This window comes from Asanoa sp. NPDC049475 (assembly GCF_040676915.1).
Classification (GTDB): domain Bacteria; phylum Actinomycetota; class Actinomycetes; order Mycobacteriales; family Micromonosporaceae; genus Asanoa.
In genome coordinates this window covers 988,995-1,007,139 of the sequence record NZ_JBFAPY010000002.1, presented here as the reverse complement: position 1 = coordinate 1,007,139, position 18,145 = coordinate 988,995, and the positions used below count along the sequence as shown (strand labels likewise).

General features: G+C 72.0%; 18 protein-coding genes. 13 read left to right on the top strand and 5 right to left on the bottom strand.

The window, feature by feature from the left end; genetic code table 11:
* Positions 1-100: 100 nt before the first annotated feature.
* Genes AB0J88_RS10825 through AB0J88_RS10810 form a run of 4 tightly spaced genes read left to right on the top strand, consistent with a single transcriptional unit; the run spans position 101 to position 3,733 of the window.
* Entirely contained in the window at positions 101-1,309 is a 1,209-nt protein-coding gene (locus AB0J88_RS10825) for an acyl-CoA dehydrogenase family protein (RefSeq protein ID WP_364346176.1), read from the top strand.
* Positions 1,306-2,388 (top strand): acyl-CoA dehydrogenase family protein, encoded by a 1,083-nt coding sequence (locus tag AB0J88_RS10820; RefSeq protein ID WP_364346178.1) that lies wholly within the window; start codon positions 1,306-1,308, stop codon positions 2,386-2,388. The genes AB0J88_RS10825 and AB0J88_RS10820 overlap by 4 nt, the downstream gene beginning before the upstream one ends.
* Positions 2,385-3,137, top strand: a complete 753-nt coding sequence (locus AB0J88_RS10815) for an SDR family oxidoreductase (RefSeq protein ID WP_364346180.1) — start codon at positions 2,385-2,387, stop codon at positions 3,135-3,137. Before AB0J88_RS10820 ends, AB0J88_RS10815 begins: the two co-directional genes overlap by 4 nt.
* A complete protein-coding gene (locus tag AB0J88_RS10810; protein WP_364346181.1) occupies positions 3,134-3,733 on the top strand; it encodes a TetR/AcrR family transcriptional regulator in 600 nt (199 codons plus the stop codon). The genes AB0J88_RS10815 and AB0J88_RS10810 overlap by 4 nt, the downstream gene beginning before the upstream one ends.
* On the opposite strand, the gene AB0J88_RS10805 is transcribed toward AB0J88_RS10810, so the two are convergent.
* Positions 3,716-4,651: an FAD-dependent oxidoreductase gene (locus AB0J88_RS10805; RefSeq protein WP_364346182.1), complete on the bottom strand. Its 936-nt coding sequence runs from the start codon at positions 4,649-4,651 to the stop codon at positions 3,716-3,718. The genes AB0J88_RS10810 and AB0J88_RS10805 overlap by 18 nt on opposite strands.
* Positions 4,652-4,677: 26 nt before the next feature.
* On the opposite strand from AB0J88_RS10805, the gene AB0J88_RS10800 reads away from it, so the two are divergent.
* The 3 genes from AB0J88_RS10800 to AB0J88_RS10790 all read left to right on the top strand — a co-directional run bounded on the left by AB0J88_RS10800 (position 4,678) and on the right by AB0J88_RS10790 (position 6,703).
* Entirely contained in the window at positions 4,678-5,148 is a 471-nt protein-coding gene (locus AB0J88_RS10800; protein WP_364346183.1) for a hypothetical protein, read from the top strand.
* Between the two features lie 38 nt (positions 5,149-5,186).
* A complete protein-coding gene (locus tag AB0J88_RS10795) occupies positions 5,187-5,786 on the top strand; it encodes a hypothetical protein (RefSeq protein WP_364346185.1) in 600 nt (199 codons plus the stop codon).
* 341 nt (positions 5,787-6,127) lie between these two features.
* The gene (locus tag AB0J88_RS10790) at positions 6,128-6,703 is read left to right on the top strand and encodes a GtrA family protein (RefSeq protein WP_364346187.1); all 576 of its coding nucleotides are present in this window, start codon (positions 6,128-6,130) and stop codon (positions 6,701-6,703) included.
* Positions 6,704-6,886: 183 nt separating this feature from the next.
* On the opposite strand, the gene AB0J88_RS10785 is transcribed toward AB0J88_RS10790, so the two are convergent.
* Genes AB0J88_RS10785 through AB0J88_RS10775 form a run of 3 tightly spaced genes read right to left on the bottom strand, consistent with a single transcriptional unit; the run spans position 6,887 to position 10,128 of the window.
* Complete coding sequence (locus AB0J88_RS10785) at positions 6,887-7,960, bottom strand: alcohol dehydrogenase catalytic domain-containing protein (RefSeq protein ID WP_364346189.1); 1,074 nt, start codon at positions 7,958-7,960, stop codon at positions 6,887-6,889.
* A gap of 37 nt (positions 7,961-7,997) precedes the next feature.
* On the bottom strand, positions 7,998-9,446 hold the full coding sequence (locus AB0J88_RS10780; protein ID WP_364346191.1) for an aldehyde dehydrogenase family protein: 1,449 nt from the start codon (positions 9,444-9,446) through the stop codon (positions 7,998-8,000).
* Between the two features lie 4 nt (positions 9,447-9,450).
* Positions 9,451-10,128, bottom strand: coding sequence for a TetR family transcriptional regulator (locus tag AB0J88_RS10775; protein ID WP_364346193.1), 678 nt, complete (start codon positions 10,126-10,128; stop codon positions 9,451-9,453).
* 79 nt (positions 10,129-10,207) lie between these two features.
* Between AB0J88_RS10775 and AB0J88_RS10770 the strand changes: the two genes are divergently transcribed.
* From AB0J88_RS10770 to AB0J88_RS10750, 5 genes are all read left to right on the top strand, one after another.
* Entirely contained in the window at positions 10,208-11,356 is a 1,149-nt protein-coding gene (locus tag AB0J88_RS10770) for an acyl-CoA dehydrogenase family protein (protein ID WP_364346195.1), read from the top strand.
* Positions 11,357-11,373: 17 nt separating this feature from the next.
* Positions 11,374-12,558 carry an acetyl-CoA C-acyltransferase gene (locus AB0J88_RS10765; RefSeq protein WP_364346197.1) on the top strand — a complete coding sequence of 395 codons (1,185 nt, stop codon included), beginning with the start codon at positions 11,374-11,376 and terminating at the stop codon, positions 12,556-12,558.
* A gap of 29 nt (positions 12,559-12,587) precedes the next feature.
* Positions 12,588-13,349, top strand: a complete 762-nt coding sequence (gene fabG, locus AB0J88_RS10760) for a 3-oxoacyl-ACP reductase FabG (protein ID WP_364346199.1) — start codon at positions 12,588-12,590, stop codon at positions 13,347-13,349.
* Between the two features lie 412 nt (positions 13,350-13,761).
* Positions 13,762-14,934: an acyl-CoA dehydrogenase family protein gene (locus tag AB0J88_RS10755; protein ID WP_364346201.1), complete on the top strand. Its 1,173-nt coding sequence runs from the start codon at positions 13,762-13,764 to the stop codon at positions 14,932-14,934.
* Complete coding sequence (locus tag AB0J88_RS10750; RefSeq protein ID WP_364346203.1) at positions 14,931-15,386, top strand: MaoC family dehydratase; 456 nt, start codon at positions 14,931-14,933, stop codon at positions 15,384-15,386. Before AB0J88_RS10755 ends, AB0J88_RS10750 begins: the two co-directional genes overlap by 4 nt.
* Before the next feature lie 607 nt (positions 15,387-15,993).
* Here AB0J88_RS10750 and AB0J88_RS10745 read toward each other — a convergent pair.
* Positions 15,994-16,428, bottom strand: a complete 435-nt coding sequence (locus AB0J88_RS10745) for a CBS domain-containing protein (protein ID WP_364346205.1) — start codon at positions 16,426-16,428, stop codon at positions 15,994-15,996.
* A 290-nt stretch (positions 16,429-16,718) separates the two neighbouring features.
* On the opposite strand from AB0J88_RS10745, the gene sthA reads away from it, so the two are divergent.
* Entirely contained in the window at positions 16,719-18,119 is a 1,401-nt protein-coding gene (gene sthA, locus AB0J88_RS10740) for a Si-specific NAD(P)(+) transhydrogenase (RefSeq protein WP_364346207.1), read from the top strand.
* Positions 18,120-18,145 lie beyond the last annotated feature (26 nt).

Sequence of the window (18,145 nt, the reverse complement as noted above, 5' to 3'; positions counted from 1 at the left end):
GGCGGGATCGACCTCGGCCGGCCCTGTGGATGGCGTCGGCGCCGGTCGGACCAGTAGATTGCAGTCCGAGTGCACATTCTTTCCTCACTGAGGGGGCGCGATGGCGTCGGTGATGACCGAGGCCGACCTGCGGGCGCGGATCTCGGCTTTCCTGGCCGAGCACGAGCCGGCCGCGGCGGCCACCGGGAGCGATTCGGACCGGCTGGCCTTCCTGCGCGCACGGTTCGACGCGGGGCTCGCGTGGGTCCACTTTCCCACCGGGCTCGGCGGGCTGGGCGCGGGCCGGTCGCTGCAGCCGGTCGTCGACGACGCGTTCGCCTCGGCCGGTGCCCCGGACAACCGGCCGGGCCGCATCGGCATCGGCCTCGGCATGGCCGCGCCGACGATCCTCGTGCACGGCACCGACGCGCAACGGTCACGCTTCCTGCGTCCGTTGTGGACCGGTGAGGAGGTGTGGTGCCAGCTGTTCAGCGAGCCCGGGGCCGGCTCCGACCTCGCCGGCCTCGGCACCCGCGCGCGCCGTGACGGTGACGACTGGGTGCTCGACGGCCAGAAGGTGTGGACGTCGATGGCGCACGTCGCCCGCTGGGCCATCCTGCTCGCGCGCACCGACCCGGACGTGCCCAAGCACGCCGGCCTGAGCTACTTCGTGCTCGACATGACCGCGCCCGGCGTCGAGGTCCGGCCGCTGCGGCAGCTCACCGGCGAGGCCGAGTTCAACGAGGTCTACCTGACCGGCGTCCGGATCCCCGACGCGCACCGGCTCGGCGAGGTCGGTGAGGGCTGGAAGGTCGCGCAGACCACGCTGATGAACGAGCGGGTCTCGATCGGCGGCGGTGCGATGCCCCGCGAGGGCGGCATGATCGGCGTGCTGGCCTCCGCGTGGCGGTCCGACCCGGGCGTGCGTACCCCCGGCATGCACGACACCGTCATGCGGCTCTGGGTCCGGGCGGAGGCGGCGCGGCTGACCGGCATGCGGGTCCGCCAGCAACTGGCCGCCGGAGCGCCCGGCCCGGACGGCTCCGCGGTGAAGCTGTCGTTCGCGACGCTCAACCAGCAGATCTCGGCGGCCGAGCTCGACCTGCTCGGCGACGAAGGGCTGCGGCGCGACTCGTGGGCGATGGGCCGGCCCGAGGAGGTCGACTTCACCGGGCGCGACGCGGGCTACCGCTACCTGCGGGCCAGGGGCAACTCCATCGAGGGCGGCACCTCCGAGGTGCTCCGCAACATCATCGCCGAGCGGGTGCTCGGCCTGCCCGCCGAGCCACGGGTCGACACCCGGGTCGCGTGGAAGGATCTGCCGCGATGAGCGACGTTCTGGACGTGCTGGAGTCGCCGGACGAGCAGGACCTGCGCTCCGGCGTACGGGACATGCTGGCGGCCGAGTGCACCGGGCAGTCGGTGCTGTCGTTCGTCTCGGCGGGCGCGGACGCGTACGACGCGAAGCTGTGGCGGACCGTGGCCACCGGGATGGGCCTGGCCGGGCTGCTCGTGCCCGAGGCGCAGGGCGGAGCCGGCGCGCAGCACCGCGCGGCCGCGGTCGTGGCCGAGGAGCTGGGCCGGGCGGTCGCTCCCGTGCCGTTCCTGTCCAGCGCGGTGGTCGCGACGACGGCCCTGGGCTCGTCGGCCGCGCACGACCTGCTCGGGCGGCTGGCCTCGGGCGAGCTGACCGCGGCGCTGGCGGTGCCGTACGGGCTGTGGTCCGCACCGCCGCGACTGTCCTCCCAGTACGGTGCGGTGACCGGCACCGTGCGCGGCGTCGCCGACGCCCTCGGCGCGGACGTGCTGCTGGTGCCCGCCGACGACGGCCTCTACGCGGTCGAGGGCACAGCCGTCCGGCGCGCCCGGATCGCGTCGCTGGACGAGACGCGGCCGCTGTGCGACCTCGAGTTCACCTCGGCCCCGGCCCGGCTGGTCGCACCGGTGGCAGCGGTGCCGTCCGCCCTGCGCGTCGCGGCCGTCATGGTCGCGGCCGAGCAGGTCGGCCTGGCGTCGTGGTGCCTCGACACCACCGTGGCCTACCTCAAGGAGCGCTACCAGTTCGGCCGCCCGGTCGGGTCGTTCCAGGCGCTCAAGCACCGGCTCGCGGACCTGTGGGTGGAGCTGACACAGGCCCGCGCGGTCGTCGCGTACGCCGTGGCGGACCTGGCCGACGGCGGCGACGACGGCCTGATCGCGGCGTCGCTGGCCAAGATCGTGGGCTCGGAGGTCGCCGTGCGGGCGGCCGAGGAGTGCGTCCAGATGCACGGCGGCATCGGCTTCACCTGGGAGCACCCGGCACACCTCTATCTCAAGCGGGCCAAGGCGACCTCCGTCGCGTACGGTTCTCCCGACCGGCACCGCGCGCGCCTGGCCACCCTCGTCGACCTGCCGCTGGAGGCGTCGTGACCGCATCCCTGTCCGGCCGGGTGGCGCTGGTCACCGGCGCGAGCCGGGGCATCGGTCTCGCGATCGCGACCCGGCTGGCCGGTGCGGGCGCCCGTGTCTGCGTGACGGCCCGCAAGCCCGAGGCGTTGGAATCGGCGGTGACGCTCCTGGGCGGGCCGTCGGTCGCGCTGGGTGTGGCCGGCCGGGCCGACGACCCGTCGCACCAGGCAGCCGCTGTCGCGGCGACGGTCGAGGCGTTCGGGCCGATCGACATCCTGGTCAACAACACAGGGATCAACCCGGTATTCGGGCCTCTGATCGACATGGACCTCGGCGCCGCCCGCAAGATCTTCGAGGTCAACCTGCTGGCCGCGCTGGGCTGGGTCCAGCAGGTGTACGCCGGCGGCCCGCGCCCGGGCGTCGTCGTCAACGTGTCGTCGGTGGGCGGCCGGGTGCCACCGCCGGGCATCTCGTTCTACGGGGTGACCAAGGCGGCGCTGGAGCACCTGACCCGCTGCCTGGCGGTGGAGCTCGCCCCGCACGTGCGCGTCAACGCGGTCGCGCCGGCGGTGGTGAAGACCAAGTTCGCGACCCTGCTCTACGAGGGCCGCGAGGAGGAGGTCGCCTCCGCGTACCCGCTGGCCAGGCTCGGCATCCCCGACGACGTGGCAGCGGCGGTCGCGTTCCTGGCCTCCGACGAGGCGGCCTGGATCACGGGGCAGACACTGGTCATCGACGGCGGGGTCACGTTGACGGGGCGGGGAGCATGACTTCTTCTTCGGAGGAGCGGGTGGACGGGCGCACCGCTCGGGCGGAACGCACCCGGGCCGCGATCGTCGACGCCCACCTGGCGCTGATCGGCGAGGGCGACCTGCGCCCGACGGGCGAGCGGATCGCGGAGCGGGCCGGGGTGTCCCTGCGGGCACTGTGGACCAACTTCAAGGACATGGAGACGCTGTTCGAGGCGAGCGGCGCGCGGGTGCTCGCGGAGTACGACGCCGCCTTCTCCCCGGTGCCGCCGGCCCTGCCGTTGCCGGAACGGGTCGCCCGTTACTGCCGCCAGCGGGCTCGGCTGCTCCAGCTCATCTCCGCGCCGGCCCGGGCGGCGGCGATGCGCGAGCCGTTCTCGCCCCAGCTGCGCCGCAACCGCCAGAAGCACATCGAACGCCTCCGCGAGGAGGTGGAGGTCCTCTTCGCCGCCGAGCTCGCCACCCCGGGTGGGGCGACGTTGCGCGACGCGGTGATCGCGGCGTCGATGTGGCCGGCGTGGTCGATGCTCCGCGAGGGCCTGGCCCTGTCCGCGCCGGAGGCGGAGGCCGTGATGACCCGCACGATCACCGCACTGCTGCTAACCGCCGACAGCTAGCCGGGCGGCCTCGCGGGCACAGCCCCAGGAAAGGCTGACCCCGGTGCCGCCGTGCCCGTAGTTGTGCACCACCCGCGTCCGGCCGCGCTGCTCCGTCTCGACCCGCACCGCCGGACGCTCGGGCCGCAGCCCGGTCACGACGCCCTGGACGCGGGCGTCGGCGAGCCTCGGCTCGAGGGCCCGGCAGCGCTCGAGGATCCCGGCGGTGACGTCGTCGTCCGGGGTGCGGTCCCAGCGGTCCTCGATCCGGACGCCGCCGCAGACCACGCGGGTGGGGTGCGGCATGAAGCTGGTCCACTCACCGTCGCGGCCGAGCTCCATGAAGGCGTGGGTCAGGCCGGGGTTGTCGAGGACGACGTGCTGCCCGAAAACGGCGCGGACGCTGTCGTCACCGGCCAGCTCCCGGGCACCGACGCCGGCGCAGTTGACGACGGTCTCCCGCTCTCCCTCGAGCGCCGTGACGCGGCGCAGCTCGACCTCGACGCCGGCCGCCGCGAGCCGTCTGGTCAGGTAGTCGAGGTAGGTCGGCATGTCGACGACGGGCATCCGCCCCCAGGAGCCGGCGTCGTAGCCGCGGGGCAGCTCCTCCGGGCTCGCCCGACGCAGCCCCGGAATCAGCGCGACCTGCGGAGGCAGCTGATCGGGCAGGTCACCACTGCCGACGGTCAGGACGTCGACGATCCGTACGCCGGTGCCGGGCTCGGCGGCGAGGTCCTGGAAGTCCACGAGGGACTGAGCGGTCCATCGGAGCGTCCTGTCGTAGGGCCGCTGGAAGGACGGCCCCCAGAGCGCCCCGGCGGCCACCGAGGTGGTCTCCTGTGGTGGCTCGGCGGCGACGACGGTGGTCGGCACGCCGCTTTCGGCGAGCACGATCGCGGTGGTCAGCCCACTGACCCCGGCCCCGACAACAGTCACCATTCTGGATTCTCCGTACCCTCGTGCGCGTGCGGCCTGTCTCCGAGAACGAAGCGCTAGCGTACGCGGGCCGGGGCGCCGTCGTGGTCCATTCCGTGTCGGTCAGTTACGCGATCGGTCCGGCGGCGACCGTGGTCGTCGTGGACGCGGGTGACCGGCCGGACGGCAGCGGTGTGACCAGCGCCGACGGAGTGCATCTTCGTGGCCCGTTCCCACCGGCCGCCGCCGAACGGCTCGGTGCGCACCGGCAGGAACTGCCCATCCACGGTTTCGCCCGCATGCCGGACGGTTGCCTGCCGCTCGGTCCCCTGCGGGTCGCTGTCGTCAGTTCGCGGCCGACCGGGGCGGGGCACTTCGCGGTGCGGGTGACCGAGGACGGCCTGGAGGTTCCGTCATCGCCGGATTGGCTGGTCGAGTGCTCGCTGCGCATTGACGATCCGCTCCCGTACGACGTCCTCGACCGGGTGCGGCCCGTGCCCCGGCGCCGCCCGCTGACGTGAGCTGGATTTCGCAACTGCCGGCGGATCCGGTGGCGGCGATGCACGCGTTCGTGGCCGAGTGGTACGCGGACGTCCCGCCGTCATCGCCCTTTGTCATGGTTGCGCCGCTGCCGCGCCCGCTGCTCGAGTTCTATCGCGCTGCCAGGGGCCGGCAGCAGGTGCTGGGGGAGCAGAATCGGATCTTCTCACCGGAAGAGATCTACCCCTCGGACGACGGCCCGGGCATCGTGATCGGGAGCGAGAACCAGGGCGTCTTCCGCCTACGCGTTGACCCGTCGGCCGATGATCCATCGGTCTGGTACCTGGACCCGTTCGATTCGCCCGTCGCGGAACGGGTGCCGTTGAGCGGCTTCCTGGTCCGTTTCCTGCTGTGCGAGGCGGTGTACGGCCCTTATGGCGGGTGGGCGTCGGTCCGGTTGGGGGAGCTGGGGGAGTTGCTCGGGCAGCTGGAGGAGGTCCCACTGCCGCCGATGCGCTGGCCCAGCGATCCCACCCACCACTATGTCGCCCCGGGCGTCGTGGTGATGGTCTGCGACCTCGGCGACGGTGACGCCGAGGTCTACGTCGGCAGCCGGCACCGGGCAGCGCTTCGCCCGTTCCGCACGCCCGGCTTCGCCTGGCAAGCCTTCAACGGCTAACCACCCCTGCGCTGCCCATCGCACGAGGGGGTCCAGGCCGCGCTCACGGTCGGTGCGGTCCGGCCCGTGAGCGTGCGTGTTCGGCGGACGGCGGGCCGGGCTTGGCAGCCGTGGGGCTGTTTCGGTTTGGCTGCTGTTTCGCGGTCGCCGTGGCGGCCGGGTGATCTGACGGCCGTTGCGCGCGGCGCGCCCGGCCTGGCCTGGGGATAGGCCCTCGACGGCAGGCTTCGGTCCGCCGTGGCCGCGATCTCGGTGCCTTACCCGCGCGGTGGAAGACCCCGTCGGGTGACGCCGGGTTACCTGGAAGACCCAGGCTTTGCCGCTAGAGTGCGCCAGTGCGCATGACCAGCCGACTGCTGCAGACCCTGCCTCCACCGCTGCGCAAGCACGTCTTCCGGCGCCGGGAGGCGGTCAAGTTCCTCGCGGTCGGCGGCTTCTGCTGGGTACTCACTGCCGTGATCAACTATGCACTCAAGGTGACGTGGTTCGAAGCCAAGCCCGTCACGGCACTGACGGTAGCCACGATCATCGCCGCCTTCGTCTCCTACGCCCTCAACCGCGAATGGACCTTCCGCACCCGAGGCGGCCGCCGCGCCCACCACGAACTGGCGCTGTACATCGTCATCAACGCGATAGGCATCGCCCTCAACTCCGCGCCGCTCTACCTAGCCCGCTACGCGTTCGCGCTCCAGACTCCCCACATCTCCCGCGCGGCCCAGGAGGTCTCGGACTTCCTCTGGGGCATGATCTTCGGCACCCTGCTGGCGATGGTCTTCCGCCTGTGGGCCTACCGCAAGTGGGTCTTCCCGGACGCCGGCGCACGCGCGTCCCGCCCCTCCCGTCGTGCCCGCCCGGCCTCCCAGACGCGAGTAGCCCTCGGGGCGGCAACGGGCGACCGCGACCGCAAGGTCGCCTGATCCCGCCACCGCCGGAGGCGGGTCCGGCTCCTGGGACGGTCCACGCGTCGTACGCGAGCGGCGAGTCGAGCGCCTCGTCGCGGCTGGCCCAGTGCGGCCCAGCGCGCGGTGATCCGCCGCAGCCCGCCGACCAGACGTGGTGCGCCGGCACTGTCCGGTGCAGCGGCGTGCCGGGCACCGGGGTCAGCCGAAGAGGACTACCGAGCGGGCGCCTTCGCCGCGGGACATGCGGGCAAAGGCGTCGGGGGCGGTCTCCAGGGGGATGCGGTCGGTGATCAGAGGATCCAGGTCGAGTGAGCCGGCCGCCACGGCGGCGGCCAGCACCGGTAGGTCGCGGTCCGGGTCGGACGAGCCGTAGATCGACGACCGCAGCGTGCGGGCCGAGTGGAAGATGTCCAGGGCGCTCAGGCTGACCAGGTCGTCGCGGGCGCCCATGCCGACCACCGTCACCTGGCCGCCGCGCCTGGTCGCTCGCCAGGCCGCGCCGATCGTCGCCGAACGGCCGACGCACTCGATGGCGTGGTCGGCGCCGCGGCCACCGGTCAGGGCGCGGATCGCCCTGGGCATCGTGTCGTCGGAGACGACGAAGTCGGTGGCGCCCGCCGCGAGTGCCAGGTCGCGTTTCGCCTCGCCGAGGTCGACGCCGATCACCGGGTCGGCGCGCGCGGCCCGGGCGGCGATCAGGGCGGCCAGGCCGACGCCGCCGAGGCCGATCACGACCACCGACTGGCCGGGGCGGACCTCGGCGGTGCGGTTGACGGCGCCGGTCGCGGTCAGCACGGCGCAGCCGAGCAGCGCGGCCACGTCGGCGGGCAGGCCGGCGGGGACCGGCACGACCGCGTGGCCCGGCACGACGACCTCTTCGGCCAGCGCGCCGAGGCCCAACGTCACGTGGGTCGCCTCGCCGGAGGCCAGGTGGCCGCGTGGCACCGACGGGCGGCCGTTGTCGGCGCAGAGCCACGGCTCGCCGTGGGTGCAGTGCCAGCACTCCCGGCACGGCGGCGCCCAGTTGAGCACCACCTCGTCGCCGACGCTGACCCGCGTGCTGGCGCCTACCTCGACCACCACGCCGGCGGCCTCGTGGCCCAGGACCAGCGGGTACGACGGCGCGAGCGTGCCGTTGACCATCGACAGGTCGGAGTGGCAGACGCCGGCCGCCCGCACCCTGACCCGCACGTCGCCCGGACCCACCGGCGGCAGCACCACGTCGGCGACCGAAGGGACCTCGCCCTTGCCCGACACGACCAACGCCTTCATGCCGACACGCCCGTTGCCGCTGTCATGAACGAAGTCCTCACCGCTGGATCGACTTGGTTTCCAGGAACTCGGAAAGGCCGTGCTGGCCCAACTCGCGGCCGACGCCCGACTGCTTGTAGCCGCCGAAGGGCGCCAGCGGGTTGAACGAGCCGCCGTTGATGTCGACGGCTCCGGTGCGCACGCGGCGGGCGACCGCCATCGCCCGCTCCTCGTCGCCGGACCAGACCGCCCCCGCCAAACCGTAGCGGGAGTTGTTGGCGATCTCGACCGCCTGGTCGTCGTCGGAGAACGGGATGATCGACAGGACGGGGCCGAAGATCTCTTCCTGGGCGATCGTGTCGTCGGGGTCGACGTCGGCGAAGACCGTCGGCGCGACGAACCAGCCGCGGGCCGGCACCGGCGCGTCCGGGCCGCCGGAGACCAGCCGGGCGCCGTCGGCCAGGCCCTTGTCGACGTAGGTGCGTACCCGGTCGCGTTGGCGCTCCGAGACCAGGGGGCCGAGCCGGGTCGCCGGGTCGAACGGGTCGCCGGTCACATAGCCGGCCGAAGCGGTCGCGGCCAGCTCGACCGCCTCTTCGTAAACCGAGCGGTGCACCAGCATCCGCGTCCACGCGGTGCAGGTCTGGCCGGCGTTGAGGAACGCGTTGCCGACGCCCACCTTGACCGCCTTGGCCAGGTCGGCGTCCTGCAGGATCACGTTGGCCGACTTGCCGCCGAGCTCGAGGGTGACCCGCGCGATGCGGTCGGCGGCCAGCCGGCTGATCGCGGCGCCGGTCGCACCCGAGCCGGTAAACGACACGATGTCGACATCGGAATGGGCGGCCAGGGCCGAGCCCGCCACCGGACCGGAGCCGGTGACCAGGTTGACCACCCCGTGCGGCAGGCCGGCCTCGTGGATCGCGTCGAACAGCAGGTACGCGGTGAGCGGGGTCAGCTCGGCCGGCTTGAGCACGACCGTGCACCCGGCCGCGAGGGCCGCGCCGACCTTGGCGACCACCTGGTGCAGCGGGTAGTTCCACGGCGTGATGGCCCCGACGACACCGGCCGGCTCGCGTACGACCAGTGAGTTCCCGATCGTCTCGGGCTCGAATCCGGCGCGTGCCCGGGCCGCGTAGTCGCGCAGCACCAGCAGCGGCAGACCCGTCTGCACCCGCTGCGCCACCTTGATCGGGGTGCCGACCTCGATGGCGACGGTCGCGGCGATCTGCTCGGCCCGCTCGGTCAGCGCGCCCAGCAGCCGGTCGAGGTGGTCGGCGCGGGCGCTGGGGGACAGGCTCGCCCACGGGCCGAAGGCGGCGCGGGCCGCGGCCACGGCGCGGTCGACGTCGGCGCTGCCGGCGGCCGGCACGTGCGCGACGACCTCCTCGGTCGCCGGGTCCTGCACCGGCATCGGCAGGGCGTCCAGCGGGGTCATCCACTCGCCGTCGATGTAGAGCCGATCGCGGTCGGCCACCTTGGCGGCGGCGCGGGCCTCGGTGTGGTCCATGCGGTTACCTCCCGGTGGAGCGGGTCGTGCCGTGGAATCGGTGGGTGGTGTCGACGACCACCTCTTCATACGTGATCCGGAGGCCTCTGATGACCGCTTCCAGCCCAAGCTCGAACGCGCCCTCGTCGACCTCGCGCTGGTGCGCCGCCAGCCGGTGGGCCTGCCCCAGGTGGGGATAGTCGGAGGACACGTAGATCGCAGGGTCGGAGGCGAAGCCGCGCGCGAACGAGCCGAGCGCCGAGCCGGCCACCAGATAGCGCATCAGCGCGCCGATGTGGGTCGCCCGCGCCGGCGGCCAGCCCGCTCGGACCAGGCCGCCGTAGACGGCGTCTGCCATGGCTAGGGCCCGCGGCCGCCGGCCGGGGCCCCTGGCTAGGTAAGGGACGATGTGGGGGTGCGCGGCGAGGGCCGCCCGGTAGGACCGGCCCCAGATCAGCAGGGCCTCGGGCCACTCGTGGGTCGCGAAGCAGTCGATGTCGACGTCGGCCGTGATCTCGTCGGCGACCGCGTCGAGGATCGCGTCCTTGTTGGGGAAGTGGTTGTAGAGCGACGGGCCGCGGACCCCGAGTTGCGCGGCCAGCCGCCGGGTCGACACCGCCTCCAACCCCTCGGCGTCGATCAGCTCGGCCGCCGTGTCGACGATGCGCTGCCGGGTGAGCAGCGCCTGGCGCGGTCGGGGCATCTCGGCGCTCCTCTCCATCTTGTGTACAACTCGTGTTGCGGGGTGGACAGCGGAAAACTACCACCGTTAGTTTATTCGCGTGGACCTCATCTTGTCACCCGAGCACGAAGCGAGCCGTTCCCTCGCCGCCGAGTTCGTCGCCCGCGAGGTCACCCCGCACGCCGCCGAGTGGGACAGGCGCGAGGCGGTCGACCAGTCGATCGTCAAACGCCTCGGTGACCTGGGCTTCCTCGGCCTGACCATCCCCGAGGAGCTGGGCGGCTCCGGCGGCGACCATCTGACGTACTGTCTGGTGCTCGAAGAGCTCGGCCGGGGCGACTCGTCGGTGCGCGGCATCGTGTCGGTCTCCCTCGGTCTGGTGGCGAAGACCATCGCAGCACACGGGTCCGACAGTCAGCGTTCGTCGTGGCTGCCCCGGCTCTGCGACGGCTCGGCCCTGGGCTGCTTCGCGCTCACCGAGCCCGGCACCGGCTCCGACGCCGCCAACCTGGCGACCCGAGCCGTCCGCGACGGCGACGACTGGCTGCTCACCGGCACGAAGCTGTTCATCACCAACGGCACCTGGGCCGACGTCGCGCTCGTCTTCGCCCGCACCGGCGGCCCCGGTCCGCGCGGCGTCACCGCGTTCCTCGTGGAGACCGACACGCCGGGTCTGACGCGCCGCGAGGTCCACGGCAAGCTCGGCCTCCGCGGGCAGGCAACGGCAGAGCTGACCTTCGACGGCGTACGCGTCAGCGACACCGCGCGCGTCGGCCCCGAGGGGCACGGCTTCAAGATCGCGATGTCCACTCTCGACAAGGGCCGCATGTCGCTCGCCGCCGGCTGTGTCGGGCTGGCACAGGCGTGCCTCGACGCGGCGGTCCGCTACGCCGGCGAGCGCACCCAGTTCGGCAAGCCCATCGCGGGCCACCAGCTGGTCCAGCGTCACCTGGCCCAGATCGCCGTCGACGTCGCCGCCGCCCGACTACTCGTCTGGCGGGTGGCCGACCTGATCGACCGCGGCCAGCCGTTCGGCACCGAAGCGTCGATGGCCAAGCTCTTCGCCAGCGAGGCCGCGGTCCGGGCCGCCGACCGCGCGCTGCAGGTGTTCGGCGGCTACGGCTACATCGACGAATACCCGGTCGGCAAATACCTGCGCGACGCCCGGGTCACCACGCTCTACGAGGGCACCAGCGAGATCCAGCAACTACTCATCGGGCGGGCGCTCACCGGCGTCACCGCCTTCTGAGAAAGGTCAGGCAAGCGATGCGACCGGTCTACTTCGCCGCGGCACGGCGTACACCCATCGGACGGCTGCGGGGCGCGCTGTCGGCGGTCCGCGCCGACGACCTCGCGGCGCGGACCGTGTCGGGGGTCCTCGCCGACCTACCAGGGCTCGACCCGGCCAAGGTCGACGACGTCTACTGGGGAGCGGCCAACCAGGCAGGCGAGGACAACCGCAACGTCGCCCGGATGGCGGTGCTGCTGGCCGGCCTGCCCGAGACGGTGCCCGGCGCGACCGTCAACCGGCTCTGCGCGTCCGGCCTGGAGGCCGTCACCAGCGCGGCCCGGGCGATCGCCGCCGGCGACGCCGACGTCGTGGTGGCCGGCGGCTCCGAGTCGATGAGCCGCGCGCCGTTCGTGCTGCCGCGCCCCGAGGAGGGCCTGCCGCGCGGCATGGAGATCTTCGACACCCGGCTCGGCTGGCGGCTGGTCAACCCGCGGATGCGCGAGCTGCACGGCGTGCTGAGCATGGGCGAGACCGCCGAGGAGGTGGCGCGTCGCTACGGCATCGCACGCGACCGGCAGGACGCGTTCGCGTTGCGCAGCCATCAGGCCGCGGCGGCGGCGACCGCGGCCGGCGACTTCGCGGCGGAGCTGCTACCGGTGACCCTGCCCGACGGCGCCACCGTCGAGACCGACGAGGGCATCCGCGCCGACACGTCGCTGGAGAAGCTGGGCAAGCTCAAGCCGGTGTTCCACAGGGACGGCACGGTCACCGCCGGCAACTCGTCCCCGCTCAACGACGGCGCCGCAGCCCTGGTGCTGGTCAGCGAAGAGGCGCTGCGCGCGCTCGGCGTCGAGCCGCTCGGGCGGTGGGTCGGTGGGGCCAGCGCCGGCGTACACCCGGACGTGATGGGCATCGGCCCCGTCCCCGCGACCCGGCGCGTGCTCGACCGGCGCGGCTGGACCCTTGACGACATCGAGACCGCCGAGCTCAACGAGGCGTTCGCCGCGCAGGCTCTCGCGGTCGTCGACGAGCTCGGCATCGACGAGAAGCTGGTCAACCCGTCCGGCGGCGCCATCGCCATCGGGCACCCGCTGGGTTGCTCCGGCGCCCGCATCCTCACCACGCTGCTGCACCGCATGCGCCGCACCGGCGCCCGGCGCGGCCTGGCCACCATGTGCATCGGCGTCGGCCAGGGCACGGCCGTGCTCGTTGAGCGCTGAGACAACAACTTTGAGCAGGGAGATGTGAGATGAGCGACAGGTTCGCCGATCGGGTCGCGATCGTGACCGGCGCGGCACAGGGGATCGGCGCCGCGACGGCCCGCCGGCTGGCCAGCGAGGGCGCCCGGGTGGCGGTGGTCGACCTCGACGCCGACCGCAGCGCGGCCACGGCCGACGAGATCAAGAGCGCCGGCGGTGCGGCCACCGGCTACGGCTGCGACGTGACCGACGCGGAGGCCGTGACCGCCATGGTCGAGGCGGTCGTCGCCGACCACGGCCGGCTCGACATCCTGATCAACAACGCGGGCATCACCCGAGACAACATGCTGTTCAAGATGCCCGTCGCCGAGTGGGAGTCGGTGCTGACCACCAACCTGAGCAGCATGTTCTACTGCTGCCAGGCAGCGCAGAAGCACATGGTCGCGGCCCGCTATGGCAAGATCGTCAACCTCAGCAGCAGGTCGGCGCTGGGCAACCGCGGCCAGGTCAACTACGCGGCGGCCAAGGCGGGCGTCCAGGGCCTGACCGCCACGCTCGCGATCGAGCTAGGCCCGTTCAACATCAACGTCAACGCCGTGGCACCGGGTTACATCGCGACGGCGATGACCGCCGCGACCGCGACCCGCGTGGGTGCCGCGCCCGAGGACCACCAGAAGATGGCCGCCGAGGTCACTCCGCTACGCCGAGTCGGCCAACCGGAAGAGGTCGCGTCGGTCATCGCCTTCCTGGCCAGCGACGACGCGTCCTACGTGAGCGGCCAAACCCTCTACATCAACGGCGGCGCGCGTTAGGGGCTCTCGTGAATCACGGCGGCCCGAAGACCAGCCGGCGTCCGCTGCGGGTCGAGGTCGGCCGGTCAAGACGGTCGGCCTCCGCTGCGGGCGGCGGTCGGCCGCTCACGCCGATCGGTGGCGGTCGTGGGCGGAGGTCGGCCGGTCACACCGGGTTGGCGTCCGCCGTGAGCGGAGGCCGCCGGTCACGACAGCAGGTGTCCGCGTGGACGGGGCTGGCCGACCAGACAGAACCCGCCAGGCACGTTCCGATGCCGTCTGGACGAGGCCCCCGCACATCGACCCACGAGACACGCAACAACCGCTGTTTCCGACGAAGGTTCGGCGCCATCGGGCGTGGCGCCGGGCCAGAATCCGGACGTGACTCGCCCGGATTAGCGCGTACCACCAGCCGGTTCTGGGGAGGACCATCGTGGACTTTTCGTTGAGCGACGAGGAGAGGGCGATCCGGGAGACCGCCCGCACCTTCATCCGCAAGGAAGTGATGCCGCTCGAGCAGGAGGTGCTCCGTCGCGAACGCGCCCACGAGCCCGGGCTGCGCCTCGACGAGCTACGCGAGCTGCAGACCAAGGCGCGAGCGTTCGGCTTCTGGGGGCTGGCAACTCCCGAGGAGTACGGCGGCATGGACCTGCCGGCGGTCATGCAGTCACTGATCTGGACCGAGATCGGCCGCTCGTGGGTGCCGTTCCGGTTCGGCGGCGAGGCCGACAACATCCTGTTCTTCGCCAACGACGAGCAGAAGGACGAGTTCCTCCGCCCGACCATCGAGGGCGACCGGATCTCCTGCTTCGCCATCACCGAGCCCGGCGCCGGCTCGGACGCCGCCAACATCCGGATGACCGCGCGCCGCGACGGCGACGACTGGATCCTCGACGGCGAGAAGACTTTCATCACCAACGGCAACGACGCCGACTTCGCGATCGTGGTGGCGGTGTCGGATCGCGACCAGGACGTACGCGCCGGCGGCAGCACCGCCTTCCTCGTCGACCGTTCGATGGGCTGGCGGTCCGAGTTCATCCCGACGATGGGCGAGGGCGGGCCGGCGTCGCTGGTCTTCGACTCCGTCCGCGTCCCGGGGCGCAACGTGCTCGGCGAGGTCGGCCAGGGCTTCGCGCTCGGCATGCAGTGGATCGGCAAGGGCCGCTACATCATCCCGTCGCACGCGGTCGGTGTCGCCGAGCGCGCGCTGCGGATGGCGATCGACCACGCCAACACCCGCGAGACGTTCGGCAAGCCGCTGGCCACCAACCAGGCGATCCAGTGGATGATCGCCGACTCCGAGACCGAGCTCGAGGCCGCGCGCTGGCTGATCCTGCGCGCGGCGTGGACGGTCGACCAGGGCGCGGATGCCCGCCACGCGTCGTCGATGTCCAAGCTGTACGGCGCCCGCATGGTCAACGACGTAGTCGACCGCGTGCTCCAGATCCACGGCGGCATGGGCTACACGCGCGAGCTGCCGATCGAACGCTGGTACCGGCAGATGCGCCTGCTCCGCATCTTCGAAGGCACTGACGAGATGCAGCGCCTGATCATTTCCCGTGACCTGCTCCGCGGCTACACCGAAATCGGAGGACACCTGGCATGAAGCGCGAGTTCGCATCCGTCGAGGAACTGGCCGCCGCCGTCGGCGAGACCCTCGGCCCCGGCGAGTGGTTCGAGGTAGACCAGTCCCGCGTCAACCTGTTCGCCGACGCGACCGACGACCACCAGTGGATCCACGTCGACCCGGAACGCGCCGCGGCCGGCCCCTTCGGCGGCCCGGTGGCACACGGCTTCCTAACCTTGTCGCTGCTACCGTCGCTGGTGGGCGCCCTCTACACGGTCAAGGGCATCCGGATGGGCGTCAACTACGGACTCAACCGGGTCCGCTTCCCGGCCCCGGTCCGCGTCGGCACGTCCGTCCGGGTCCACGCCGAGATCGCCTCGGTCGAGCCGGTCCAGGGCGGCGTGCAGCTGGTCGCCAAGGTCACCGTCGAGAACAACGCGAGCGAGAAGCCGGTCTGCGTCGCCGAAACCGTCAGCCGCCTGTACGTCTGACCAGCCGCCGAATTAGACACCGCCTCCACTCGGACGGGCGTGGCGCGTGCTTGGCGTGACCCCCCGTGCGGGCGGGCGGTGGCTCGTGCACGACACGCGCTCCGCGTCTAGGTGGGTCTGGCGTGCACGGCGCGACCCCCGTTGGGAGAGGTGGTGCCGGGCACGGCGCGCTTCCCGTCTGGGTGGGCGGTGGCTCGCGCAAGACACGCGCTCCGCGTCTAGGGGGCGGCGCGTGCACGGTGCGGTCCCCGTTTGGGCGGAGTGGTCCTGGGCACGGTGCGATTCCCGTCTGGCGGTGGGTGCCTGCAAGGCGGCACCCCCGGCCGGACGGAGGGACGGCTCGCGCAAGACACGCGCTCCGCGTCTAGGGGGGCGGCGCGTGCACGGTGGGATCCCCGTTTGGGCGAGGTGGTGCTGGGCACGGTGCGATCCCCGTCTGGCGGTGGGTGCCCGCAAGGCGGCACCCTTCGGCCGGACGGAGGGGACGGCTCGTGCATGGCGAAGCCGGTGCGGCGGGCGGCAGCCCCTTCCCGCGCACGGGTGATGCGGACGGGAACCGCGTACCGGGCCACCCGACCCGCCCGGGGCGAGGGACACACCGGTTTCCTCAGCGGTCACCTGCGATGTAGTGGCTCATCGCGGTCCGTTCAGACTCCAACTCGTCGATCCGATTCTTGACGACGTCGCCGATGCTGACGATGCCGACCAGCCGGCCCTCATGTACCACCGGCAGATGGCGGATGCGGCGTTCCGTCATCACGCGCATCAGGTCCTCCAGCTGGGCGTCGGGACCCAACGAGTGCACGTCGGTCGTCTGGATCGCCGTCACAGGTCCGTGCAGGACCGCCTCGCCCCGCACAGCGAGCGCACGAACGACGTCGCGCTCACTGGCGATGCCGTCCACCGTGGTGCCGTCCCGGGATACCACGACCGCACCGATCCGATGCTCGGCCAGCACATCGAGAAGGCGCCGAACACTGGTTTCAGGGTTCACGGTGATGACGTTGTTGCCCTTGACGCGGAGCACATCGCTGATACGCATCCGGCTCTCCCCAAACGTCCGGCGGCATCGCCGTGGACCCGAGCTCGTCAGCGCCTGATGCGGTCAGTCCGCGCCCTTCGCCGGCCAATGCCTGGTCAGTCATCGTTTCCATCTTGCGACCCGGACCCTGGCTGAAGTCAACCCCGGCCCTGCGTTCCGGTCGGAGACAAATCGACGGAGGACTGGAACGCCGCCGTTCCGGAGCCGCCGAGGATCCCGCAGCGCCTCGGTTTGTCCACAGGCGAAATCGATGATCCCAAAACTTAACGTACGGCTGTCAGACTGACCGCATGTACGACTTCGACGTGCTTGTGCTGGGGTCGGGGCCTAGCGGACAGAAGGCGGCGATCGCGGCGGCGAAGTTGGGCCGGCGGGTCGGGGTGGTTGAACGCGACAACATGATCGGCGGCGTGTGCATCAACACGGGCACCATCCCGTCGAAGACGCTGCGCGAGGCGGTGCTCTATCTGACAGGACTGAGCCAACGGGAGATGTACGGGTCGAGCTACCGCGTCAAGGACGACATCACGGTCGCGGATCTCGCGGCGCGCACGCAGCACGTCATCGGCCGTGAGATCGACGTGATCCGCAACCAGCTCACCCGCAACCGGGTCTCGCTGCTCAGCGGCTTCGGCAAGTTCGCCGACCCCAACACCCTGACCGTCACCGACGCGCGGGGCCGCGAGTCCTACGCCAGCGCGGCCAAGGTCGTCATCGCCTCCGGCACGAGGCCGGCGCGGCCGTCGTCGGTCGACTTCGACGAGCGCACGATCATCGACTCCGACGGCATCATCAACCTCGAACGCGTGCCACGGTCCATGGTGGTGGTCGGCGCGGGCGTGATCGGCATCGAGTACGCGTCGATGTTCGCGGCCCTGGGCACCAAGGTCACGGTGGTGGAGCGCCGCGACCGGATGCTCGAGTTCTGCGACCTCGAGGTGATCGAGGCGCTGAAATACCACCTACGCGACCTGGCGGTGACCTTCCGCTTCGGCGAGTCGGTCGCGTCGGTCGAGCGCTACGCCGACGGCGCCGTCGCGGTGCTCGAGAGCGGCAAGAAGATCGCCGCCGACACGGTGATGTACTCCGCCGGTCGCCAAGGCACCGCGCCCGACCTGGAACTGCCCGCCGCCGGCCTGTCCGCCGACGCGCGCGGCCGGCTGTCGGTCGACGAACACTTCCGCACCTCGGTCCCGCACATCTACGCGGTGGGCGACGTGATCGGCTTCCCGGCCCTCGCCTCCACCTCGATGGAACAGGGCCGCCTGGCCGCCCACCACGCGTGCGACGAACCGGCCCGGGCAATGCCGGCGTTGCAGCCCATCGGCATCTACACGATCCCCGAGATCAGCTTCATCGGCCGCACCGAAGACGACCTCACGGAGGCCAGGGTCCCCTTCGAGGTAGGCATAGCCCGCTACCGCGAACTGGCCCGAGGCCAGATCATCGGCGACTCCTACGGCATGCTCAAGCTCCTGGTAGCCCCGGACGACGGCCGCCTACTGGGCGTCCACATCTTCGGCACGGGAGCCACGGAGCTGGTCCACATCGGCCAGGCGGTGATGGGCTGCAACGGCACGGTCGACTACCTGGTGGACGCGGTCTTCAACTACCCGACACTCGCGGAGGCCTACAAGGTCGCGGCCCTGGACGCCATGAACAAGATGCGCCACCTGTCCCGCCTCCGCTGACCACCCCGGCGGGGGCTAATCCGCGG